The sequence below is a fragment of the Pseudomonas sp. H1_A03 genome (assembly GCF_054685145.1).
Genome location: NZ_CP162829.1, coordinates 4,160,915 through 4,180,245 on the forward strand (window position 1 = coordinate 4,160,915; position 19,331 = coordinate 4,180,245).

Annotated in this window: 22 protein-coding genes; 7 read left to right on the top strand and 15 right to left on the bottom strand. The window is 61.1% G+C overall.

What is annotated here, in order from left to right; all coding sequences use genetic code 11:
• Positions 1 to 134: 134 nt before the first annotated feature.
• The 5 genes from AB4O35_RS19385 to AB4O35_RS19405 form a co-directional block, all read right to left on the bottom strand.
• Entirely contained in the window at positions 135 to 986 is an 852-nt protein-coding gene (locus AB4O35_RS19385) for a CAP domain-containing protein (protein ID WP_065876311.1), read from the bottom strand.
• Positions 987 to 1,067: 81 nt separating this feature from the next.
• Entirely contained in the window at positions 1,068 to 2,393 is a 1,326-nt protein-coding gene (locus AB4O35_RS19390; protein WP_065881514.1) for an MFS transporter, read from the bottom strand.
• A 58-nt stretch (positions 2,394 to 2,451) separates the two neighbouring features.
• Entirely contained in the window at positions 2,452 to 3,645 is a 1,194-nt protein-coding gene (gene lhgO / locus AB4O35_RS19395; RefSeq protein WP_065876309.1) for an L-2-hydroxyglutarate oxidase, read from the bottom strand.
• Positions 3,646 to 3,756: 111 nt separating this feature from the next.
• Positions 3,757 to 4,467, bottom strand: coding sequence for a FadR/GntR family transcriptional regulator (locus tag AB4O35_RS19400; protein WP_065876308.1), 711 nt, complete (start codon positions 4,465 to 4,467; stop codon positions 3,757 to 3,759).
• A 54-nt stretch (positions 4,468 to 4,521) separates the two neighbouring features.
• Complete coding sequence (locus AB4O35_RS19405) at positions 4,522 to 5,703, bottom strand: MFS transporter (protein ID WP_065881513.1); 1,182 nt, start codon at positions 5,701 to 5,703, stop codon at positions 4,522 to 4,524.
• Positions 5,704 to 5,815: 112 nt separating this feature from the next.
• Between AB4O35_RS19405 and AB4O35_RS19410 the strand changes: the two genes are divergently transcribed.
• Together AB4O35_RS19410 and AB4O35_RS19415 are read left to right on the top strand one after the other, a co-directional pair.
• Positions 5,816 to 6,724 carry a LysR family transcriptional regulator gene (locus AB4O35_RS19410; RefSeq protein WP_065881511.1) on the top strand — a complete coding sequence of 303 codons (909 nt, stop codon included), beginning with the start codon at positions 5,816 to 5,818 and terminating at the stop codon, positions 6,722 to 6,724.
• 20 nt (positions 6,725 to 6,744) lie between these two features.
• Positions 6,745 to 7,419 carry a GNAT family N-acetyltransferase gene (locus AB4O35_RS19415; protein WP_065881509.1) on the top strand — a complete coding sequence of 225 codons (675 nt, stop codon included), beginning with the start codon at positions 6,745 to 6,747 and terminating at the stop codon, positions 7,417 to 7,419.
• 328 nt (positions 7,420 to 7,747) lie between these two features.
• Here AB4O35_RS19415 and AB4O35_RS19420 read toward each other — a convergent pair whose 3' ends face one another.
• The gene (locus AB4O35_RS19420; RefSeq protein WP_065881508.1) at positions 7,748 to 8,341 is read right to left on the bottom strand and encodes a TetR/AcrR family transcriptional regulator; all 594 of its coding nucleotides are present in this window, start codon (positions 8,339 to 8,341) and stop codon (positions 7,748 to 7,750) included.
• Positions 8,342 to 8,410: 69 nt separating this feature from the next.
• On the opposite strand from AB4O35_RS19420, the gene AB4O35_RS19425 reads away from it, so the two are divergent.
• Positions 8,411 to 9,010, top strand: a complete 600-nt coding sequence (locus tag AB4O35_RS19425) for an NAD(P)H-dependent oxidoreductase (protein ID WP_065889758.1) — start codon at positions 8,411 to 8,413, stop codon at positions 9,008 to 9,010.
• A gap of 1 nt (position 9,011) precedes the next feature.
• Here AB4O35_RS19425 and AB4O35_RS19430 read toward each other — a convergent pair whose 3' ends face one another.
• The 3 genes from AB4O35_RS19430 to AB4O35_RS19440 form a co-directional block, all read right to left on the bottom strand.
• On the bottom strand, positions 9,012 to 9,401 hold the full coding sequence (locus AB4O35_RS19430) for a hypothetical protein (RefSeq protein WP_065876302.1): 390 nt from the start codon (positions 9,399 to 9,401) through the stop codon (positions 9,012 to 9,014).
• Between the two features lie 32 nt (positions 9,402 to 9,433).
• Complete coding sequence (locus AB4O35_RS19435) at positions 9,434 to 10,690, bottom strand: 3-phosphoshikimate 1-carboxyvinyltransferase (RefSeq protein ID WP_065881505.1); 1,257 nt, start codon at positions 10,688 to 10,690, stop codon at positions 9,434 to 9,436.
• A gap of 145 nt (positions 10,691 to 10,835) precedes the next feature.
• Positions 10,836 to 11,390, bottom strand: coding sequence for a UPF0149 family protein (locus tag AB4O35_RS19440; RefSeq protein WP_065889760.1), 555 nt, complete (start codon positions 11,388 to 11,390; stop codon positions 10,836 to 10,838).
• Between the two features lie 185 nt (positions 11,391 to 11,575).
• Here AB4O35_RS19440 and AB4O35_RS19445 point away from each other — a divergent pair, with 185 nt between their 5' ends.
• Both AB4O35_RS19445 and nudC read left to right on the top strand, forming a co-directional pair.
• Complete coding sequence (locus AB4O35_RS19445) at positions 11,576 to 12,388, top strand: crotonase/enoyl-CoA hydratase family protein (RefSeq protein WP_065876299.1); 813 nt, start codon at positions 11,576 to 11,578, stop codon at positions 12,386 to 12,388.
• 5 nt (positions 12,389 to 12,393) lie between these two features.
• Positions 12,394 to 13,227 (top strand): NAD(+) diphosphatase, encoded by an 834-nt coding sequence (gene nudC / locus AB4O35_RS19450; protein ID WP_065946393.1) that lies wholly within the window; start codon positions 12,394 to 12,396, stop codon positions 13,225 to 13,227.
• On the opposite strand, the gene AB4O35_RS19455 is transcribed toward nudC, so the two are convergent.
• The 5 genes from AB4O35_RS19455 to AB4O35_RS19475 form a co-directional block, all read right to left on the bottom strand.
• Positions 13,195 to 13,974 (bottom strand): TSUP family transporter, encoded by a 780-nt coding sequence (locus AB4O35_RS19455; RefSeq protein ID WP_049708563.1) that lies wholly within the window; start codon positions 13,972 to 13,974, stop codon positions 13,195 to 13,197. The two genes, nudC and AB4O35_RS19455, sit on opposite strands and share 33 nt — an antisense overlap.
• Positions 13,975 to 14,167: 193 nt before the next feature.
• Complete coding sequence (pcsA, locus tag AB4O35_RS19460) at positions 14,168 to 14,884, bottom strand: phosphatidylcholine synthase (RefSeq protein ID WP_049708562.1); 717 nt, start codon at positions 14,882 to 14,884, stop codon at positions 14,168 to 14,170.
• Between the two features lie 149 nt (positions 14,885 to 15,033).
• Complete coding sequence (locus AB4O35_RS19465; protein ID WP_065889762.1) at positions 15,034 to 15,948, bottom strand: class I SAM-dependent methyltransferase; 915 nt, start codon at positions 15,946 to 15,948, stop codon at positions 15,034 to 15,036.
• 50 nt (positions 15,949 to 15,998) lie between these two features.
• Positions 15,999 to 16,487 (bottom strand): DUF1289 domain-containing protein, encoded by a 489-nt coding sequence (locus AB4O35_RS19470; protein ID WP_049708560.1) that lies wholly within the window; start codon positions 16,485 to 16,487, stop codon positions 15,999 to 16,001.
• Between the two features lie 16 nt (positions 16,488 to 16,503).
• On the bottom strand, positions 16,504 to 17,403 hold the full coding sequence (locus AB4O35_RS19475) for a LysR family transcriptional regulator (protein WP_065889763.1): 900 nt from the start codon (positions 17,401 to 17,403) through the stop codon (positions 16,504 to 16,506).
• A gap of 97 nt (positions 17,404 to 17,500) precedes the next feature.
• Between AB4O35_RS19475 and AB4O35_RS19480 the strand changes: the two genes are divergently transcribed.
• Both AB4O35_RS19480 and AB4O35_RS19485 read left to right on the top strand, forming a co-directional pair.
• The gene (locus AB4O35_RS19480; RefSeq protein WP_065889766.1) at positions 17,501 to 18,511 is read left to right on the top strand and encodes a zinc-binding alcohol dehydrogenase family protein; all 1,011 of its coding nucleotides are present in this window, start codon (positions 17,501 to 17,503) and stop codon (positions 18,509 to 18,511) included.
• An 86-nt stretch (positions 18,512 to 18,597) separates the two neighbouring features.
• Positions 18,598 to 18,897: a putative quinol monooxygenase gene (locus AB4O35_RS19485; RefSeq protein WP_065889768.1), complete on the top strand. Its 300-nt coding sequence runs from the start codon at positions 18,598 to 18,600 to the stop codon at positions 18,895 to 18,897.
• Positions 18,898 to 18,983: 86 nt separating this feature from the next.
• Here AB4O35_RS19485 and AB4O35_RS19490 read toward each other — a convergent pair whose 3' ends face one another.
• Positions 18,984 to 19,208: a DUF2188 domain-containing protein gene (locus AB4O35_RS19490; RefSeq protein ID WP_083207212.1), complete on the bottom strand. Its 225-nt coding sequence runs from the start codon at positions 19,206 to 19,208 to the stop codon at positions 18,984 to 18,986.
• Positions 19,209 to 19,331 lie beyond the last annotated feature (123 nt).

The following is a 19,331-nucleotide window of genomic DNA, read 5'->3' on the forward strand; positions in this document are numbered from 1 at the left end:
TGCCTCGGTCTATTCATTTGCCCCAGACATCAGGCTGCCAAGCTACAGACCGGGACGGCCGCTGCCAGTTCAGCGGGATTATCCATGAGATGGCAATTTGATGCTCCCTGCATTTCAATCTGCCAGTACCGCCTTTACTGCGCGCCGAAAACCCCCGTCCAATAGATGCCTGCGTCACTCTTCGGGTCCATCGCATAGGCCGCACCCAGCTCGCGGAATTGCGGGTTCATGAGGTTGGCGCAATGGCCCGGGCTGGCAAGCCACCCGTCCACGACCTTGCGCGGGGTGTCCAGGCCGGCCGCGATATTTTCGCCAATGGTCTTCGCGGTGTACCCGGCCAGTTCGGCGCGGTCGCCGGGGGTACGGCCGTCGTGGTCGAGGTGGTCGAAGAAGTTACCGTTGGCCATGTTGCGCGTATGGCTGTTGGCGGCGCCGGCCAGGTCTTCATTCCAGGACAATGGCGTGGTCGCGGTAAACGCCTGGGTACCGCATTGGCGCGGTTGGGCGCGGGCGGTATTGATCAGGTTGAGCAATTGCTTACCTTCGGTCTGCCAATCGCCGAGGCCGCTGGTCAGCAGCGGGCGGGCGAGCACGATGCGCCAGTCCTGGCCGCTGTTGCTCACGCCGATGTCGACAAATTGCGGGTCCAGCACCACACGGCAGAAGCTTTCGCGCACGGCCTTCATAGCTGACTGCGCATCCTTGGGCCCCGACAGGCTGATGGCCTGTACGTTGACCATCGGGTACGCGGCCCGCGCCAGCGCTTGCTGCAAGTCGCCCACATTGTTGGCGGGCAGCACCAATCGCGTGTCGCTGGCCAGCGGTGGCAGTTCCTGGGAACCCTGGTCACCGCAGCGTTGCACCTGGCTGCGGTATTGGTTGATCTGTTGGACTAGCTGACTTTCTTCATTCGCCATCGCGCTGGCGCAGAACACCGTAGTGGCGGCCAGCGTCGTAAGACCCATCATCAATGACAGAACGCGCATGGACGTTACCCTTGAGCTTGAAAGTGCCCATGATGCGCGATCCGGGTGCATCCATGCACCCGTTAGTCCGAACTTTTTCCTTTAGTTTTTGAATGCCGAGTGTTTACGGCCCTGATCGCACAAAGCGAACACCACCACCAGCGCTGCAGAAATGGCGAGGATGATCACAACGCCATCAGTGGAATGCGTGGCCGAGGCCGCCACCATCGACAAGGCACCCAGCGGCGCCAGGCCTCCCGCGATGGCCGTGCCGATTTCGCGGCCAGTGCCAAAGCCTGATGAACGGGTCTGGGTGGGGAACTGTCGGCTCAGGAACGAACCCTGGGGGGCAAACATCATCGGCGCAAGAATGCCGGTGCCCACGCCAATGGCGATGTAGATCATCAGGCTTTCGCCCGTGTTGAGCAGGGCCAGGAACGGGTAGGCGAACAGCAACGAAAACACCCCGCCGAGCACCAGCACGGTTTTGCTGCTCCACGTGTCGCACAGCCAGCCGAAGCAAGGCACGGCGACGATAGCAATCAAGCTGGCGATGGTCACCGACAGCGAGGTGACGTGCACATCCACGCCTTTGAACTGGGTCAGGTACGCCAGGGAAAAGGTCTTGAAGATATAACTCAGCGCGTTGTAGCCGATGGCCACGAAGAACACCACGGCCAGGCCCTTCAGGTCGTTCTTGAACAAGGCCTTGAGGGGCGAGGCTTTTTCCTGGGTCGCTGCTTTGCTCAGCTCATTGAATTGCGGGGTTTCCGGAATGCTGTTGCGCACCCACAGGCCGACACCCACCAGGACGATGCTGCAGATAAACGGAATGCGCCAACCGCCGGCCAGCAGGAATTCGTTGCCGTTGATGGTCAGCAGGTACACGGTGAGCGATGACAGCAACAGGCCCAGGTTCAGGCCCAGCGCCGGCCATGCACCCTGGCTGCCGCGCTTGCCCTGGGAGGCGTGTTCATAGGAGGTCACCGCCGCCCCGGACAGCTCGGCACCGGCGCCCAGGCCCTGGATGATGCGGATAAACACCAGCACGATCGGCGCCCAGATGCCGATAGAGGCGTAGCTGGGGATCAGGCCGATCAGCGTGGTGCACACGCCCATCAGGCAGAAAGTCAGCACCAGCACTTGCTTGCGGCCGAACTTGTCACCCAGGTAGCCAAACAGAATGCCGCCGAAGGGACGCGCGATAAAGCCGATGGCAAAGGTGGAAAAGGCCATCAACGTGGCGGTCTTCGGGTCGCTGTTATCGAAGAAGATCTTCGAGAACACAATGGCCGCCATGGTCGCGTACAAGTAAAAGTCGTACCACTCCAGCATCGAGCCAAAGATGGTGGCGGCGGCAACTTTGCGCAGGCGCTTGCGGGTCTGTTCGGGCGTTTCCGTGGTGGGGATGGAGGTTGATGCCGTCATGCTGTACTTCCTTCTGGGTCTTTATAGTTATTGTCAAATGGACGCGTATTGGCGGGTGTTACTCGGGCTTGAACAGGCGGTCGGCGATCATCGCGCCGATGGGCATGGCTGAGGTGGCGGCGGGTGAGGGCGCGTTGCAGACGTGGAGCATTCGCGGGGTCTGGGCGAACAGGAAATCGTGCACCAGGCTGCCGTCGCGCATCACTGCCTGGGCGCGGATACCGGCCTCGTAGGGCAGCAAATCGTCAAGGGTCAGCGACGGGCAGTACTTGCGGCATTGCGCGAGGTAGCCGGACTTGAACAGCGAGTTCTTCATCTCGGTGGTGCCGGAGCCGAGGTTCTGCCAGAGGGTTTTCCAGAAACCGGGAAAGCGGGCGTATTGCGCCACGTCGCGCCAGTTCACCGAGAACTTGCGGTAGTTCTCGCGGCCCAGGCCCAGCACGGCGTTGGGGCCGACGGTCACACTGCCGTCGATCATGCGGGTCAGGTGCACGCCGAGGAACGGCAGCTCCGGGTCGGGAATCGGGTAGATCAGGTGATTGACGATGTTGTTTTTCGACGCCGGCAGACGAAAGTATTCGCCGCGAAACGGGATGATCTGGTGGTCGATCTTTACCCCGGCCAGGGTCGCCAGGCGGTCGGACTGGAGCCCGGCACACACCACCAAGTGGCGCGCCTGCCAGGTTTCACCACGGGTGCTGACGGTGACTTTGTCGGTGTCTTCGTGGATGGCGGTGACGGTGCGTTCCAGGCAGATCTCGCCGCCGCTGCGACGGATCACTTGGGCCATGGTCTCGCACACCTGGCGGTAATCGACGATGCCGGTGGCATCCAGAAACAGCCCGCCCAGGCCGACGATGTTCGGTTCACGCTGACGCAACTGCTCGGCGTCCAGGCGCTCGACCTTCATGCCATTGAGCTGGGCGCGCGCGTACAGGGCTTCCATGCGCTGCATTTCCAGTGGGCTTGAGGCGACCAAAAGCTTGCCGCACACCTCGAACTTGATGCCGTGTTCGGTGCAGAACTGTTTGGTGGCTTCGGCCCCGCGCTTGCACAAGTCGGCCTTGAGGCTGCCGGGCGCGTAGTAGATGCCGGCGTGGATCACACCGCTGTTGTGGCCGGTCTGGTGCTTGGCCAGCACCGATTCTTTTTCCACGATCACCAACGAGGCACCGGGCTGGCGTTTGAGCAGCTCCATTGCGGTGGCCAGGCCAATGATGCCGCCGCCGATAATGCAAAAGTCATGAATCATTGTGTGAAGTCCCCAAGCGTGCACATTTCGGTCTGCTTATCAGGTTGTCAGACTAATGGTTTTGTTAAAAAAATGGCGTGTCAGGGACACGCTGTAAAAAGGGTTAATCGGTCAATGGGTGGCAGGCAATTCCAGTTGCAGGCGCCGCGCCGCCGCACGCAAGTGGGCTTCGGCGCTGGCCGCGGCGCGTTGGGCGTCGCCGTCTGCAATAGCCTGGTACAACAATTGGTGTTCCTCAGTGGCGTCGGCAGAACCGTTGGCAAAGCGCGATGCCGAGTTTTCCCAAGCGGTTTTGCGCGCACTGGCCAATTGGCTTCTTAGGAAGTCATGGAAGGCCACGAAGTAGTCATTCTTGCTGGCGTCGGCGATGGCGCGGTGGAATTCCACATCGGCCAGCGCCGCTGCTTCAAAGTTGTCGCGGTTGTCTTGCATGTCCTGCAAGGCGCTCTTCATGCGTTGCAGGTCGGCGTCGTCGCGGCGTTGGGCGGCAATCGAGGCGGCCGTGGTTTCGATCCACAGACGCACTTCGAACATTTGCGCCAAGTCAGCGCGACGTCCGTTCTGCTGAGGAAAACGGAACACCGTGCCGGCGGGCGTCTGCGAGATAAATGAACCCAGGCCACGGCGGGCGGTGATCACGCCGTCGGCTTTGAGTTGAGCAATGGCTTCACGCACCACGGAGCGACTGACGTTGAGTTGTTCGGCCAGTTGCTGTTCGGTGGGCAGGCGCGACTCAGGCGGCAATTGGCCGGATTCGATTTCTGCGCGAATCGCGCTGACAACCCGTACGACAAGCGAATCGGGGCGCTGGAGCTCAAGCATGGGACAACCTTGTTGATCAGGTTGTCAGACAATAGTCGTTACGATTTTATCTTGTCAATGTCTGTGTCGTATCGCACCTGCGAGCAGGATCACACCCAGCGCCACGCCGAAGGTGACGTGCAGGCCGTTGGCCACTGATTGCGCGGTGGCGTGAGTCACCTCCGGCGTGGCCCAGGCGAACACCGCGCCGAGGACCGACGCGCCGACAATCAAGCCGAGATTGCGCGACAGGTTCAGCAGGCCGGAGACAGTGCCTCGGTTCGCTGGCTGCACATCCTTCATTACAGCGGTGTTGTTCGCGGCTTGGAACAGGCTGTAGCCGGTGGTCAGAATGACCAGCGCACCCAGGTACATGAACAGCCCCGAGGTGAATGACAGCAGCAGTGCGCCACAGGCCAGCACGCCCAGCCCGGCGAGTGTCATGCGTCGGCTTCCGAGGCGGTCGGTCAGGCGGCCGGCGGGTACGCCGGTCACGGCCGCGATACACGGCCCGACCGCCATGGCCAGGCCCATCCACTCAGGCGCAAGCCCCAGGCCACGGGACAAATAAAACGGCCCCACCACAAAGGTGGCCATGATCACGGCGGCCACCAAGGCACTCATGGCCAGGCCGGCGCGCAACGAGGCGTCCTGCAATGACGACCAGAAGTTTGAGCCGGTGGACGATGGCTCATGCTGCCGATCGACCGGTAAATAACGATAGGCGAGGGCGACTGCCACCAACCCCAGCGGTACGCCGACCAGGAAAATCGAGCGCCAGCCCCAGACACTCAGTAACACACCACCGACGCTGGGTCCCATGGCGGTACCGACGGCCGACATCGTGCCCAGCAAGCCCATCACTCGCCCCGTACGTTGCTTAGTCACCGTGTCACCCACCATCCCCAACGCCATCGCCATCATGACTGCCGCGCCCAACCCTTGCAGGACGCGCGCGACAATCAGCCATTCAAGCGCAGGTGCCATGCCGCACAGCCCACACGCCACGGCGAACAGCAGCAGCCCCGCAAGCAGCAACCGTCGACGGCCCAGTCGGTCGCCCAGGCGTCCGGCACTCACAATCACCGCCGTGATCGCCAGCAGGTAGGCCAGCACCACCCACTGCACGGCGTGGAAAGACGCATCGAACGCCCGCGCCAGGCTGGGCAGGCCGACGTTGGCAATGCTGGTGCCGAGGGAGGCCAGCAACATGGAAAGCGACAGGCTGACGAGGCTGCCGCGTGGGGCGTTATGCATGGGGAATCCTTGAATGAAGGCAACTGTCGCAAATCTACGGCGTGGCCTAACATGGCGGAAGGCGCATGGGTTGCAGTTAATACCTGCGCGTAACGCCTGATAAGGAACGCCGATGCCCGATCTCAATCTGCTGGTCACTCTGGATGTATTGCTTGCCGAAGGCAGCGTCGCCGCCGCGGCCAGGCGCTTGTGCCTGAGCCCTTCGGCCATGAGCCGTGCGTTGGCACGCTTGCGTGAAACCACCGGCGACCCGTTGTTGGTGCGCGCCGGGCGCGGCTTGGTGCCGACGCCAAGGGCAGTGGAGCTGCGCGAACAGGTCAGCCGCCTGGTGCAGGAGGCCACTGCGGTGCTGCGCCCTGTGCAATCGGTGGACATGGCTCAGGTCGAACGCACGTTTACCTTGCGTACCAGCGAAGAGTTCGTCGAAAACTTCGGCCCGGCGTTGCTCGCCCGCATCGCTCAGGATGCACCCGGCGTGCGCCTGCGGTTCATCAACAAGACCGATAAAGCCAGCGCGTTGCTGCGTGAAGGCAGTGTCGACCTGGAAACCGGCGTGGTCGACCCCGCCGCCAGCCCGGAAGTGCTGACCCAGGCATTGTTTCGTGACCGTCTGGTTGGTGTGGTACACAGCGGCCATCCGCTCAGCCAGGGCGAGGTGACTGTCGAACGCTATGTCAGTGGCCAGCATGTCTACGTATCGCGCCGTGGCCAGGCGCGGGGGCAGATCGATGACGTACTTGAAGCCATGGGCCTCACGCGGCAGATCAGTACCCTCGTCGCCGGTTTCGCCACCGCCATTGCCCTGGCTCGCGACACCGACCTGATCGCCAGCGTGCCCGAGCGCTACACCGTCCATCAACGTGAAGGGCTGCACACCTTTGTGCTGCCGCTGGCGTTGCCCACGTTTACCGTGGCGATGCTCTGGCACCCCAGGCTGGATGCCGACCTTGCCCATCGCTGGTTGCGCGGATGTTTGCGTGAGGTGTGCAGGCTGCAACGGGTACAATCGCCGCTGCCTTGATGCTAAACCCAGGAATTTGCATGTTCAGCCTTACCCGCTACACCACACCGTGCCCCGAGCCTGTAAATGGCCAGATCCTGCAGATGGTGGTGGACAACCTCACCGACATCAGCAGCGTGGGACTGCCGCCGAGCAACCTGCTGTACAACATCTACCAATACGCCACCGGCTTTGAAGTGCACCTGTACCTGGAAGCGCTGAACGGTTCAAAGGGCATTGCCGTCGAGTTGGTCGTGGCGACCGATGCGCAAGACCCGGAAAAGGTCATTGGCTTTGTGCTGTCTCTGCCAGTGAAGGACGACCCCGAGGCCTGCGGCGTCGCGTTCATGGCGGTGCAAGTCGGTTACCGGCGCCAGGGTGTGGCACGCACGATGATGCGCGACGTGCTGAGTCGTTATCCCCATGCGGAGCTGGCGTGCTCAGTGGAAAAGGTGCCGGCGTTTGAAGGCATGGGCTTTCAAGTGCGCGGCGCGCGCGGCACCCAGGTGCTGATGAACACGCGGGACTATGGCACCGATGGCCTGATGGGCGTGCTGGACGTGGCAGCGATCTACAACTCGCTCGAAGTGCGGCAGATTCATACGTACCTGCTGCAAAAGCACGGCAAGCGAGCGATGGTGGATGCGGAAAAGCAGCGCGATCGGCACCTTGATCAGTTGGCGCGCAAGGTTCAGTTGTTTGTGGCTGGGCACTGACTCGCTTGTTGTCGTGGCCCAAGTGCACTTGTAGTGAGCGGGCTTGCCCCGCGCTGGGCTGCGAAGCGGCCCTAAATCCTGATATCGCGTTCTACCTGAAAAAACGCGGCGGCCTTATTGGGGCCGCTTCGCAGCCCAGCGCGGGGCAAGCCCGCTCACTACAGTGCGATGTGGCCTTGTCAGTCACCCTTTCAGTGGCAGAATCACCGCGATCGCAGGCAAGCCAGCTCCCACATTTGAACCTCATTTACACCTGATAGGGCTCGAGCGACTATCAGGCCGCCACGGGAGCAAGCTCCCTCGCCACAACATCCCAAGTAGCAATGACCTAAACGCGGCCGCGATTAACCATCGCCAGTATGGTCGCCAACAACTCCTGCTGCGCCTCTTCACGACTGATCTCGCCACTGGCTGCCGCCTGGGACAGCGCCTCTGCAGCCCCCAGCATCGCCCGCAAACCGGCCTGGGATAAGCGCCCAAAGGGCGACAGCGCAGCGCGGCACTTGTCGAGGAAGATCGCCTCGTACTGGCGCTTCAGGGATTCCAGCTCCGGCGAGCTGCTGAGTGCCGCAATCACCCCAGGAATTTCCCGGCCTTGCAATAACACACAATCCACATAGGACTCGGCGATCACCCAGGCCCGATCGTCAAGGGTGGCGCTGCTGGCCGCTATGGCGTTGGCAAATACCCGATCCTGGCGCGCATCAAAATCCTCATACAACGCAACCAGCAACCCGGCACGGGTAACGAAATGGTCGTAGACCACCGGCTTGGTCACCCCTGCCAGTTCTGCCAGGCGGCCAAGGGTCAGGGCTTCGGTGCCTTCATCGCGCACCAGTTGCCAGGCCACATCCAGCAATTGGCGCAGGCGGTCTTCGCGGGACAGGCGACGACGTGGGGTAGGGGATTCACTGCTTGACATGCTTATGTACCAAAAGTAACTTACTAATCGTAACTTAAGCCCAGCGTAACCCCAAAGGGAGTCAATGTCATGCACGCACTCATCGTTGTTGCTCATCACGACCCGCAATCCCTCACCCATGGCGTGGCTGCCCAAGTCGCCGTTGGCCTGACAGCCGCGGGTCACACCTACGAAATCGCCGACATTGCCGCAGAAGGTTTTGACCCGCGCTACACCGCTGCCGACCATCTGGTCCATCGCAGCCGCGCCACGCCACCGGCCGACGTACTGGCCGAACAGGCGCGCATCGACCGCGCCGATGCCTTGGTGCTGGCGTTTCCGATTTACTGGTGGTCGTTGCCGGGCCTGCTCAAGGGCTGGATCGACCGCGTCTTCATCAATGGGTGGGCGATCGACTACAGCCCCGATACGCCGGTGGTGAAGAAACTGCGGCACTTACAGGTGCACCTGCTGGCCTTGGGCGCCGCCGATGACGATGCGTTTGACCGACACGGCTATGCCAAGGCAATGCGCACGCAGATCGACTACGGGATCTTCGACTATTGTGGCGCGCAGGTGGTGACGTCGCAGCTGATGCTGGAATCGGAAAGCGGCGGGGCGCAAGTGCATCTGCAAAAGGCCAAGACCGTGGGCCAGGGTCTGTTCGAGAGCGAGACGGTCGCCGGTTGATTCAACCTTCGCGAAACAGGTCGTGGGCATCCAGCAGGCGGTAGGCGATCTCTGGTCGTTTCTCCAGGCCTCGGCGGATCGCGGCCGGGATCGATTGGCGGGTTTTGCGGCACATGCCCGGCAGTTCGTCGATCACGATCTGGATCCCACGCATGCTCTTGACCTCGGTGTGGCCCGGTGCGATATGCACGCGAATGCCCAATTGCTGGTACATCAGCTGTTGCAGGCGTTCCAGGTCTTGCAAGCTCTTGAGGTCTTCAAGGCGGTCGAGCAGTTTCTTCTCTTCCTGACGCGTCAGGTTGAGGATGCGCAAGTCGGCACCTGGCGCTTGCAGCAGGTCGTCGCGGTCGCAGACGCAAGCGCCAGGTGGGCAGGGTTGGCGAATCGTCATGTGCACTGCCTCCCCATTCCGACGCTGATCGCTCAGTAGGTCAGCACGACCCCAAGACTGCCCAAAGCCTTCCAGTACTCAGGATAGGTCTTGGCTACGCAGTCCGGGTCCTGAATACGGATGCCCGACACTTTCAGCCCGGCCAGGGCAAAGCACATGGCGATGCGGTGGTCGGCGTGGGTGTCGATCAGCGCGTTGCACGACGTGCCGGCCAGCGCAGGATCACTGGCGACCAGCAGGTCGTCGCCCTCGATGGTCGCCAGGCCCGGGCGGATCTCGTTCAGGCCGTCATGCAGCGCTTGTACGCGGTCACATTCCTTGACCCGCAGGTTGGCGAGCTCAGTGAAACGCACCGGGGTGTTGTTGAACGCAGCGAGCACCGCCAGGGTCGGGATGGCGTCCTGCATCTGCGAGCCGACCACGGTCGCCTGCATGTCTGGGAATTGCGCGATCACGGCCTGCGCCTTGGCGTCCGGCTGGGTAAAGTCTTGCGCGGCTACGCCGATGTCGATGCGGCCACCGGTCAACACTTCAGCGGCCCACAGGTAAGTGGCGGCGGAGGCGTCGGGTTCGATCAGATAATCATGGGCGCTGTAGCCGGTAGGGGCGACGCGCCAGGTGGTGTCGTTGACTTCTTCAACCTGGGCACCGAAGGCACGCATGCAGTCCAGGGTCAGGTCCACATAGCCACGCGCACCGATGTCCTTGCCGGTCAGCGCCACTTCAATCGGCGCTTCACCGCAGGCGGCGAGCATCAGCAGGGCCGATACGTATTGGCTGGACAGGCCGCCGTCGATCTCGAAGCGCTTGGCTTTGATTTTGCCTACGCCGTGTACGGTGACGGGTGGGCAACCGGTGGGGCTGTCAACCTGGATACCGTTTTGGCCGAGGGTCGCCAGCAGCGGGCCGATCGGGCGTTTTTGCATGTAGTCATCGCCGTCCAGCACAACGGTGCCGTCAACCGTGGCAACGGCAGCGGTGAGAAAGCGCATCGCGGTGCCTGCGTTGCCGAGGAACAGCGGTTGACCCGGCAGTTGCAGTTTGCCCTGGCCGGTGACGACGAAGGTGGTGTCGTCCGGCTCGTCGATGGTTACGCCCATTTGGCGCAGGGCCACTGACATATGGCGGGTGTCATCGCTTTTGAGCGCGCCGCTGAGGCGGCTGGTGCCCTTGGCCAGGGCGGCCAGCAGGAGGGCGCGGTTGGTAATGGATTTGGAGCCGGGGGGCGCGACCTTGCCATTGAGGGGGAAGTTGGGCGGTGTAACGGTCACGGTTTTCTGCGAACTCAAGGTACAGGGCTCCTGATTCAAGGCAAGGTGGCACGGAGTGGCCGACAGGCGGATTCGAATAATCGGGTATAGATGCTGTGCTTGTCGAGCCTGCGTTCGGCCAGCGTGTTTGACGGGGCGCCTGAGATCAAGATCAAAAGCCAAATTATCGTTTTGTCAGCCAGTAATCATGCAGCGCCCGCGCTGCCGGTTCGATTTGGCTGACACGCTGCTGGTGCGCCTGCACATCCAGGTCTGCCGGCAGTTCGAAATTGTCCTGCTCGGCGCACCAGGAAATTTTCTCCAGTGCTGCGGCTTGCACGGCTGGCAGTTCCGGCCAGTTGCCGATGGCGGCGCCGCGGATGTAGCCAAAGCACCATTCTTCGGCGAGGGTTACGGTTTGGCCCTGGTGTTCGGTTTCATCGAAGCGGGCCTTGAAACCCTTGGCATCAATCGCCAGTTGTTCGGCCAGGGTGTTGATATGGCGAACGCACAGTTCAAGGAAGCTTTGCGCTTCGTCCATGTTGTCCCATTCCGGGTTCTGGCCACCCCAGATGGCCGGGAACCACTCAGCCACATCCACCTGGACCGGGCTGGAAACCAGCGCGGTGAAGTAGCCGTCGAGTTCGGCCAGGTTCAATACGGAATGGTCGTCGCCGTATTTGAGCAGGGCATCTTCGATCGATTCGAATTCGGCGGGGGCGAGGGGGTGGGCGTGCATGGGCATATCCTTTAAACGTCGAGCGCCGCGCGTGGGGCGGCTTAAAGCGCGAAGGATGGCGTGTACGCAGGGTTTTATCCAGCGTCTTTTCCTTCACGGTGTACAGTCCCGCTTTTGGCCGATGCGTCCTTGTGCACCCTTGTTATAGTTCGGGCCTAATTACTCGCCAGCCAGGGATTACTGCCATGTCCGAATACCAAGCTTTCGTCGTCGAACTCACCGGCAACGTTGCCCATGTGCAGATCAACCGCCCGGAAAAGATCAACGCGATGAACGCGGCGTTCTGGACCGAAATCATCGACATCTTCCAATGGGTCGAAGACACCGACGCCGTGCGCGCCGTGGTGCTCAGTGGCGCCGGCAAGCACTTCTCCTCAGGGATAGACCTGATGATGCTGGCCTCGGTCGCCAACGACTTCGGCAAGGACGTGGGCCGCAACGCGCGCCTGCTGCGACGCAAGATTCTCGAACTGCAGGCTTCGTTCAACGCGGTCGACAACTGCCGCAAGCCAGTACTGGCGGCAATCCAGGGTTACTGCATCGGCGGCGCCATCGACCTGATCAGCGCTTGTGATATGCGCTACGCCGCCGAGGGTGCGCAATTCTCGATCAAGGAAATCGATATCGGCATGGCCGCTGACGTTGGCACCCTGCAACGCCTGCCGCGCATTATTGGCGACGGCATGCTGCGTGAGCTGGCCTACACCGGCCGCCAGTTTGGCGCCGAGGAAGCGCGCAGCATCGGCTTGGTCAACCGTGTGTACCCCGATCAGGACAGCCTGCTGGCCGGCGTCATGGAAATCGCCCATGAAATCGCCGCCAAGTCACCGATTGCGGTCACTGGCACCAAGGCTATGATCAGCTACATGCGTGACCACACCGTCCATGATGGCTTGGAATACGTTGCCACCTGGAACTCGGCTATGTTGCAATCCAACGACCTGCGTGTGGCCATCGCGGCCCACATGAGTAAGCAGAAACCCGAATTCGTGGATTGACTGACATGACCCCAGGCTGGATTACCACAACGCTGCTGGACAACGACACCCCGGGTGGCTGGGCCGTTGCCCGTAGCCGCGAGGGCTTTTTGCACGACACCAATGGCCCGTTGTTCCCCCGTGAATGGCTCAAGCGCCAGGACCTTTCGGTGTTTGCCGAATATGGCATCGGCCACCTCGACGGCGAGCCGGTGTACCTGCTGGAGCTCAACGCGGCGGCTGAAGTGCCGGGCTGCAGCTGGAAGGGCCTGCGCGGTTTCATGCTGCAAGGGGATCACACCCTGTACAAAGTACTGGGCTACGCCGCACAGATCGGCACGTGGGCACGGGAGCATCGGTTTTGCGGCAGTTGCGGCCAAGCCATGGTCCAGGTGCCACGCGAACGCGCGATGTTTTGCCAGGCCTGTGACCTGCGCAGCTACCCGCGAATCTCCCCGAGCATGATCGTGCTGGTGACCCGTGGCGACGAGATCCTGCTGGCACGTTCGCCGCGTTTTGTCACCGGCGTGTACAGCACGTTGGCGGGGTTTGCCGAACCGGGCGAATCGGCCGAAGACTGCCTGATCCGCGAGGTCCGCGAAGAGGTGCAGGTGGAGGTCAAGAACATCCAGTACATGGGCAGCCAGTGCTGGCCGTTCCCGCATTCGATGATGCTGGGTTTCCACGCTGAATACGCGGGTGGCGACATCGTGCCCCAGGCTGACGAGATTGAGGACGCGCAGTGGTTCAATATCCACGACCTGCCGCCGTTGCCGGCGTCACGTTCGATTGCGCGTTACCTGATCGACCTCTACCTGGCCCGTCGTCTAGGCCACGCTGAACCAGTGCTGCCAGGCTAGGCGCACGGTCAGGCCGAGGACCACGGTGATAAACACTGGGCGAATGAATTTGGCGCCGCCGCTGATCGCGCTGCGTGCGCCAAAGAACGCGCCACCCATTACCGAAATGCCCATCGCCAGGCCGACGATCCAATCCACCGAGCCGTTGAAGATAAACACCGACAGCGCCGCCGCGTTGCTGACGAAATTCATGCTGCGCGCCACGCCGCTGGCTTTGACCAGGTCGATGGGGTGGAGCAGCATCGTGCTCACCGTCCAGAACGCCCCGGTGCCGGGGCCCGCTACGCCATCGTAGAAGCCCAGGCCAAAGCCCTGGGTGGCTTGCCATTTCTTCTTGATCGGCGCGTCGGCGTCCAGCGGCGCCTTGGGCGTACCACCGAACAGCAGGTACACACCACAGGCAAATACGATCACCGGCAGCATTTTGTTCAGGGTTTCAGCAGGCAGGTAGTGGGCGACTACTGCGCCAGCGAGTGCACCCACCAGCGTACCGACGATGGCGTGCACCCACTGGCGCGGGTGGAACAGCTTGCGGCGGTAGAAGGTAAAACTGGCGGTGGCCGAGCCGAACGTGGAGCTGAGCTTGTTGGTGCCCAGTACCAGATGGGGCGGCATGCCTGCGGTGAGCAGGGCCGGCGTGGTGAGTAAGCCGCCGCCGCCGGCGATGGCGTCGATGAAACCGGCGATAAACGCAACGACGGCCAGGATGGCGAGGGTGGTGAGGTCTACGCTGAGTTCGAAGGGCATGGGCAGGACTTAGAATGGCGGGGCGCAGAAAGGTGCTGCGCCGAAGTGTGCCATCTTACCCGCCGGATGTACGCAGATCCAAATGTGGGAGCTGGCTTGCCTGCGATGGCAGTGTGTCAGTTGACGTATCTGGGGCTGACTCACCGCTATCGCAGGCAAGCCAGCTCCCACATTTTAAACCGTGCCCGCTTGACTAGCGGCGTGCCTCGATCCACTCCAGGGCGGTGCGCCAGACACAAATCCCCAGGAAATACGCCGACATCACCGACCACAACCCAAACGTCCACGGGTTGGTGTTCGGATAATCCACCACCATCAAAAAGCTGCACAGCAACCAAATCGTGGTCACCGCGATATTGATCGGCATGAATCGTTTAACCCGGAACGGGTGCAAGAACTTCATTGGCGTTACGGTCAGCAGCGCCAGGCCAATCACTGTGAGCAAGGTGACCCAGGCTTCCGGCTGGATGATATAGACACACAGTGCAACCACGTTCCACGCGGCGGGGAAGCCGACGAAGTAGTTGTCCTTGCTCTTCATGTTCACGTTGCAGAAGCAGAACAGCGACGAGACCAGGATCACCGACACCGTAAACAGGTGGGTAAACTCCGGCAGGTCGATATAACGGTAGATAAACAGCGCCGGAATAAACACATACGTCAGGTAATCAATCACCAGGTCCAGCACCGAGCCGTCGAAACTCGGCAAGACGGTGCTCACGTTGACCCGTCGCGCCAATGAACCGTCGACGCCGTCCACCACCAGCGCCAGGCCGAGCCACAGCAGGCAAGCCTTGGGTGAGTTTTCCAGCAGCGCCAGGGTGGCCAGGAAGGCCAATACCACACCGGTGGCGGTAAAGCCGTGGGCGCCCCAGGCTTTGAGTCTGGCTACATGCAGGGTCGATATCACGGGCGGTTCTCCAAAAGGTGAAACGGGGCAGCCGACAACGTGACGCTGTCGAGTCTGGCCGGGGAATGCAGGTATCGACCGGGAAGGAGGTCAGAAGGTTCACCAACCCGGTGTATCACTTAGCGTAGCAAGCGTAAGACGTTTCGGCATCAGCCCTGGCGAAACACCAAGGCCTTTAAGCCGCTTTGCGCGTCAATATCAGGAAATTCCGGCGGGTTTTGCAGCCGTTCCACGAATCGTAACCCGGGTGCCTCTTGTGTCACACCGTCGATCAGGAAGTCCTCGCCGAAGGCCGGGTCGTTCATGCACGCCAACACGGTGCCCTGTGGGGTCAGCAAGTCCGGCAGGCGCCGCAATACGCGCTGGTAGTCCTTGGTCAGCAGGAAACTACCTTTCTGGAACGACGGCGGGTCGATGATCACCAGGTCATACGGGCCGCTGTTAGTGACCTTGGCCCAGGACTTGAACAGGTCATGGCCCAAAAAGCTGACCTTGCTCAGTTCATGACCGTTCAGGCGATGGTTGTCGCGGCCACGGCTCAGGGCGCCACGTGCCATGTCGAGGTTCACCACATGCTCGGCGCCACCTTCGATGGCGGCCACGGAAAACCCACAGGTATAGGCAAACAGGTTGAGCACGCGCTGGCCCTTGGCCTGTTCGCGCACCCAGTTACGCCCGTAGCGCATGTCGAGGAACAGCCCGCTGTTCTGTTTTTTACCCAGGTCGATCAGGTAACGCAGCCCGCCTTCGGTGATGGTCAGCTCATCGACAGGGTTGCCTGCCAGCCATTCGGTGGTGCTTTGCGGCAGGTACCGGTGTTGCAGGGCGACGGTGTAGGCACCGAACTGCGTCTGCAGCAGCTGTTTCAGGGCGTGCAGGTGTTCTGCCTCAGGCTCCTTGAACAACGACACCAGCAGCACGCCTTCTAGCCAGTCCACCGTCAATTGCTCTAGGCCCGGCCAGCAGCGACCACGGCCGTGGAACAGGCGCCGGGTTTCAGCCGGTGGGCTGGCCAGGGCGGTGAGCAAGTGAGTGTGCAGGGTGGTGAGTGCGTCTGGGTTCATCGTTAAACGTCGGTCGTTGAGCGGGCGGCATTTTAAACACAATTGCGTCGTTAGAAGGCAGCGATCAAGGGTGAACCAAACACGTCCCGAATAAACCCCGGCGCGATATACCGTTCGTAATGCGCTTCGGACAGCAGGAAAAACTCCCGATCAATCGCGTCGCGCAGGTCCGCCAAATGGCGCTCACGAAACTCTGGCAACAGCGCCAGCCCATACGCATCCAACTTGGAAATCACCCGCGCACCCCGGGCTATCAGCTGGTACGCCCAGCAATACGGCGACTGGTGCGGCATAAAGCGGATCTTGCGATTTTCAAGCTGCTGGCGCAGCAGGTGCGCATCAAACACTTCCAGTTTGCTGGCCATCACCTGCACCAGCAATTGCTCCAGGCGCAGCCACACGGCCTGTTTCTCGTCGGCGTTGTAGCCGTTCCACTGGATCACTTCGTGGTGATAACGCTTGCAGCCCCGGCACACCAGGTCCCCGTAAACGGTGGAGCATAGGCCGACGCAGGGTGTCTTGATGGTTTGATTGGGCATAAATAAAGACTGTTGTTTATTCCGGAACAGGAGGGTTCAAGGCGTTGAACCGGTTGCTCAGCCACTGATGCAACTGAGTGACAGCGCGTGACATTTGTCCACGGTGAGGGCAGGCGAAACTCAAGGGGTACACATCCCCAGGGTGGTCGGGCATCAGTACGACGAGGCGGCCGGCTTTCACATCCGTACTTACATCCAGCCTGCACTTGTAGGCGATACCTTCTCCGTCCAGCGCCCAGCGCCGGACCACGTCGGCGTCATCGCTGAACAGTGGCCCCGAGACTTTCACGGTCTGTGTGCCCAATTGCCAGCGATCATGGATCCGACCATTTTGCAGATAAAGCAGGCATGCGTGGTGGGCCAGGTCGTCCGGTTCAACGGGCGCTCCCTGTCGCGCCACGTAGTCCGCAGAGGCCACCAGCACGCGGCGGTTCTGGGGTGCCAAGGGCAGGGCGATGTAGTTGGCGTCCTCGTTGAGTCCGTAACGAATCGCCACGTCCACTGGGTCACGGAACAGGTTGCTCACTTGGTCGGAGAGAAAAAACCGCAGGTTCAGCGCTGGGTGCATGCGCCGAAATTCCGTGAGCCACGGCAACAGGACGTTACGCCCCAGGTCCGACGGTGCCGCGATCTGCAGCGTACCGCGCAGGGGCGCATGGTCACCGCGCAGGTGTTGCCGCCCTTGCTCCAGTTGCTCGAGTACGGAGCGTGCGGTGGGCAAATACTGCTCGCCTTCCGCGCTCAGGCGCAGGCTGCGCGTGGTGCGTGTAAACAGGCGCACCTCCAGCTCGCGCTCCAGCCGCTTGATGGCCGCCGCTACTTGCCCCGGCAGCAAGTCGGCTTCGACCGCCGCCGCGGTGAAACTGCCCAGGGCGGCGCTGCGCATAAACAGCGCCAGATCATCGATGCGGATCATTTTCACTCCAGCAGTGAAAGTGTTGCTGCATTGTGTCTATTTTTCTTTGAAGTGGGAACGGTAAAGATGCACGCAACCCCATCATCAATGAGTTGCCATGAAAGCCATCACCTTTACCGAGCACGGTCGGCCCATCGACGATCCGCGCTCCCTGCAAGATGTGAACATCGCCGCACCCACACCTGGCCCCAAGGATTTGCTGGTGGAAGTCGAGGCCGTTGCGGTCAACCCCGTGGACACCAAAGTGCGCGCCGGTACCTTCGCCAAAGAACCGAAGATTCTGGGTTGGGACGCGGCCGGAACGGTGCGTGAAGTCGGCGTTGACGTCACGTTGTTCAAGGCGGGCGACAAGGTTTACTACGCCGGTTCCCTGACCCGGGCAGGCAGTTACAGCGAACTGCAAGTGGTAGACGAGCGTATTGTCGGGCATCGCCCGCAGTCGCTGAGTGCGGCCGACGCGGCGGCGTTGCCGTTGACTTCGATCACCGCCTGGGAATTGCTTTTTGATCGGCTTGGCGTTACCGAGGATGGCGGCGACGGCGATGTACTGCTGATTGTCGGCGCCGCCGGCGGAGTGGGTTCGATGCTGGTGCAATTGGCCCGTAAACTGACCGGCATGACCGTCATCGGCACCGCCTCGCGCCCGGAAACCGCCGCCTGGGTCAAACGCATGGGCGCCGACCATGTGATCGACCATCGTCAGCCGATGCTTGCCCAACTGCAGGCGCTCGGCATTGCAGAGGTCAGTCATGTGGCCAGCCTGACGCATACCGAGGAGCACCTGGCGCAGTTGGTCGAAGTGCTGCGCCCACAGGGTCGCCTGGGGGTGATCGATGATCCGCGCAGCCTGGATGTGATGCCACTCAAGCTCAAGTCCTTATCCCTGCACTGGGAGCTGATGTTCACGCGCTCGCTGTTCGAAACCCCGGACATGATCAATCAGCACCACCTGCTCAATCGCATCGCTCAGTTGATCGACCAGGGCATCCTGCAAACCACCCTGGGCGAGCATTTCGGCGCCATCAATGCCGAAAATATGCGCCGAGCCCATGCCCTGGTCGAAAGCGGCAAGGCCCGGGGCAAGATCGTGCTCGAGGGCTTCCTGTGAAAACACTGACCGTGTGGCTGTGTGCGCTATTGATCGCAGGCTGTTCAAGCCAGCCCCCATTACGTTCTACAACCGGAGCCACTACCATGCAAAAACCTTTGGTGTCCCTCGCTGTACTCAAGGCCAAACCCGGCAAGCAGGAGGCTCTCAAGGCAGGTTTGTTGACCCTGATCGAACCTACTCGGGCCGAGCCGGGCAATCTGGATTACGTGTTGTTCGAACGTCGCGATGAGCCCGGCACGTTCTACATGCGTGAGGCGTTCAAGGACCAAGCGGCCCTTGATGCGCATTTTGCGACGCCGTACTTCCAGCGCTTTGCCGCCACGACGGATGATCTGCTCAGCGAGCCGTTGCAACTGATTTTTTTGGAGCAGGTTTCCAACTAAGGTCTCCCATGGGCCGCTTTAGGGCGGTCCATGGGGCAAAGCCTAGTTTCTACGCTCGCCGGAAATATACCCTTGAGATATTGCACTCAGCCGTTTGGTGGAAATGGATCATCTCCGTAAGTATTGCGTTCGCGAATCTGGCCATTCTGTCCATGGATGAACATTTCGCTCTCCTGGTTTATTGCGATTTCACGAGCGAGCTTAATGGCTTCCGCTTGAGTACTAACAACCTTCGTGGCTTTTGAGTTTCCTGCACCTTTTACGGCCCAGTCGTTCCCGTGGGGGACTACATGTTGATTTTTTTTAGACATGGCTAATAACCTCTTCAAAACTGATGTCTGAGATCAGGCAAATAATTTGCCTGCTCGTAGGGTTAATTTTGGAATCCAAGATGTCTTACAGAATCTTGTCTCCGACGATCAGCCGTTGACACC

Excerpts from the sequence above, each read along its gene's own strand:
- AB4O35_RS19440 (WP_065889760.1), bottom strand. The coding sequence starts at position 11,390 with ATGCACGCCCACCCCCTCGCCCCCGCCGAATTCGAATCGATCGAAGAT.
- AB4O35_RS19405 (WP_065881513.1), bottom strand. The coding sequence starts at position 5,703 with ATGCATAACGCCCCACGCGGCAGCCTCGTCAGCCTGTCGCTTTCCATG.
- AB4O35_RS19480 (WP_065889766.1), top strand. The coding sequence starts at position 17,501 with ATGAAAGCCATCACCTTTACCGAGCACGGTCGGCCCATCGACGATCCG.
- nudC (WP_065946393.1), top strand. The coding sequence starts at position 12,394 with ATGACCCCAGGCTGGATTACCACAACGCTGCTGGACAACGACACCCCG.
- AB4O35_RS19490 (WP_083207212.1), bottom strand. The coding sequence starts at position 19,208 with ATGTCTAAAAAAAATCAACATGTAGTCCCCCACGGGAACGACTGGGCC.
- AB4O35_RS19475 (WP_065889763.1), bottom strand. The coding sequence starts at position 17,403 with ATGATCCGCATCGATGATCTGGCGCTGTTTATGCGCAGCGCCGCCCTG.
- AB4O35_RS19455 (WP_049708563.1), bottom strand. The coding sequence starts at position 13,974 with ATGCCCTTCGAACTCAGCGTAGACCTCACCACCCTCGCCATCCTGGCC.
- lhgO (WP_065876309.1), bottom strand. The coding sequence starts at position 3,645 with ATGATTCATGACTTTTGCATTATCGGCGGCGGCATCATTGGCCTGGCC.
- AB4O35_RS19470 (WP_049708560.1), bottom strand. The coding sequence starts at position 16,487 with ATGCCCAATCAAACCATCAAGACACCCTGCGTCGGCCTATGCTCCACC.
- AB4O35_RS19415 (WP_065881509.1), top strand. The coding sequence starts at position 6,745 with ATGTTCAGCCTTACCCGCTACACCACACCGTGCCCCGAGCCTGTAAAT.
- AB4O35_RS19400 (WP_065876308.1), bottom strand. The coding sequence starts at position 4,467 with ATGCTTGAGCTCCAGCGCCCCGATTCGCTTGTCGTACGGGTTGTCAGC.
- AB4O35_RS19410 (WP_065881511.1), top strand. The coding sequence starts at position 5,816 with ATGCCCGATCTCAATCTGCTGGTCACTCTGGATGTATTGCTTGCCGAA.
- AB4O35_RS19485 (WP_065889768.1), top strand. The coding sequence starts at position 18,598 with ATGCAAAAACCTTTGGTGTCCCTCGCTGTACTCAAGGCCAAACCCGGC.
- AB4O35_RS19445 (WP_065876299.1), top strand. The coding sequence starts at position 11,576 with ATGTCCGAATACCAAGCTTTCGTCGTCGAACTCACCGGCAACGTTGCC.
- AB4O35_RS19465 (WP_065889762.1), bottom strand. The coding sequence starts at position 15,948 with ATGAACCCAGACGCACTCACCACCCTGCACACTCACTTGCTCACCGCC.
- AB4O35_RS19420 (WP_065881508.1), bottom strand. The coding sequence starts at position 8,341 with ATGTCAAGCAGTGAATCCCCTACCCCACGTCGTCGCCTGTCCCGCGAA.
- AB4O35_RS19385 (WP_065876311.1), bottom strand. The coding sequence starts at position 986 with ATGCGCGTTCTGTCATTGATGATGGGTCTTACGACGCTGGCCGCCACT.
- AB4O35_RS19425 (WP_065889758.1), top strand. The coding sequence starts at position 8,411 with ATGCACGCACTCATCGTTGTTGCTCATCACGACCCGCAATCCCTCACC.
- AB4O35_RS19390 (WP_065881514.1), bottom strand. The coding sequence starts at position 2,393 with ATGACGGCATCAACCTCCATCCCCACCACGGAAACGCCCGAACAGACC.
- AB4O35_RS19430 (WP_065876302.1), bottom strand. The coding sequence starts at position 9,401 with ATGACGATTCGCCAACCCTGCCCACCTGGCGCTTGCGTCTGCGACCGC.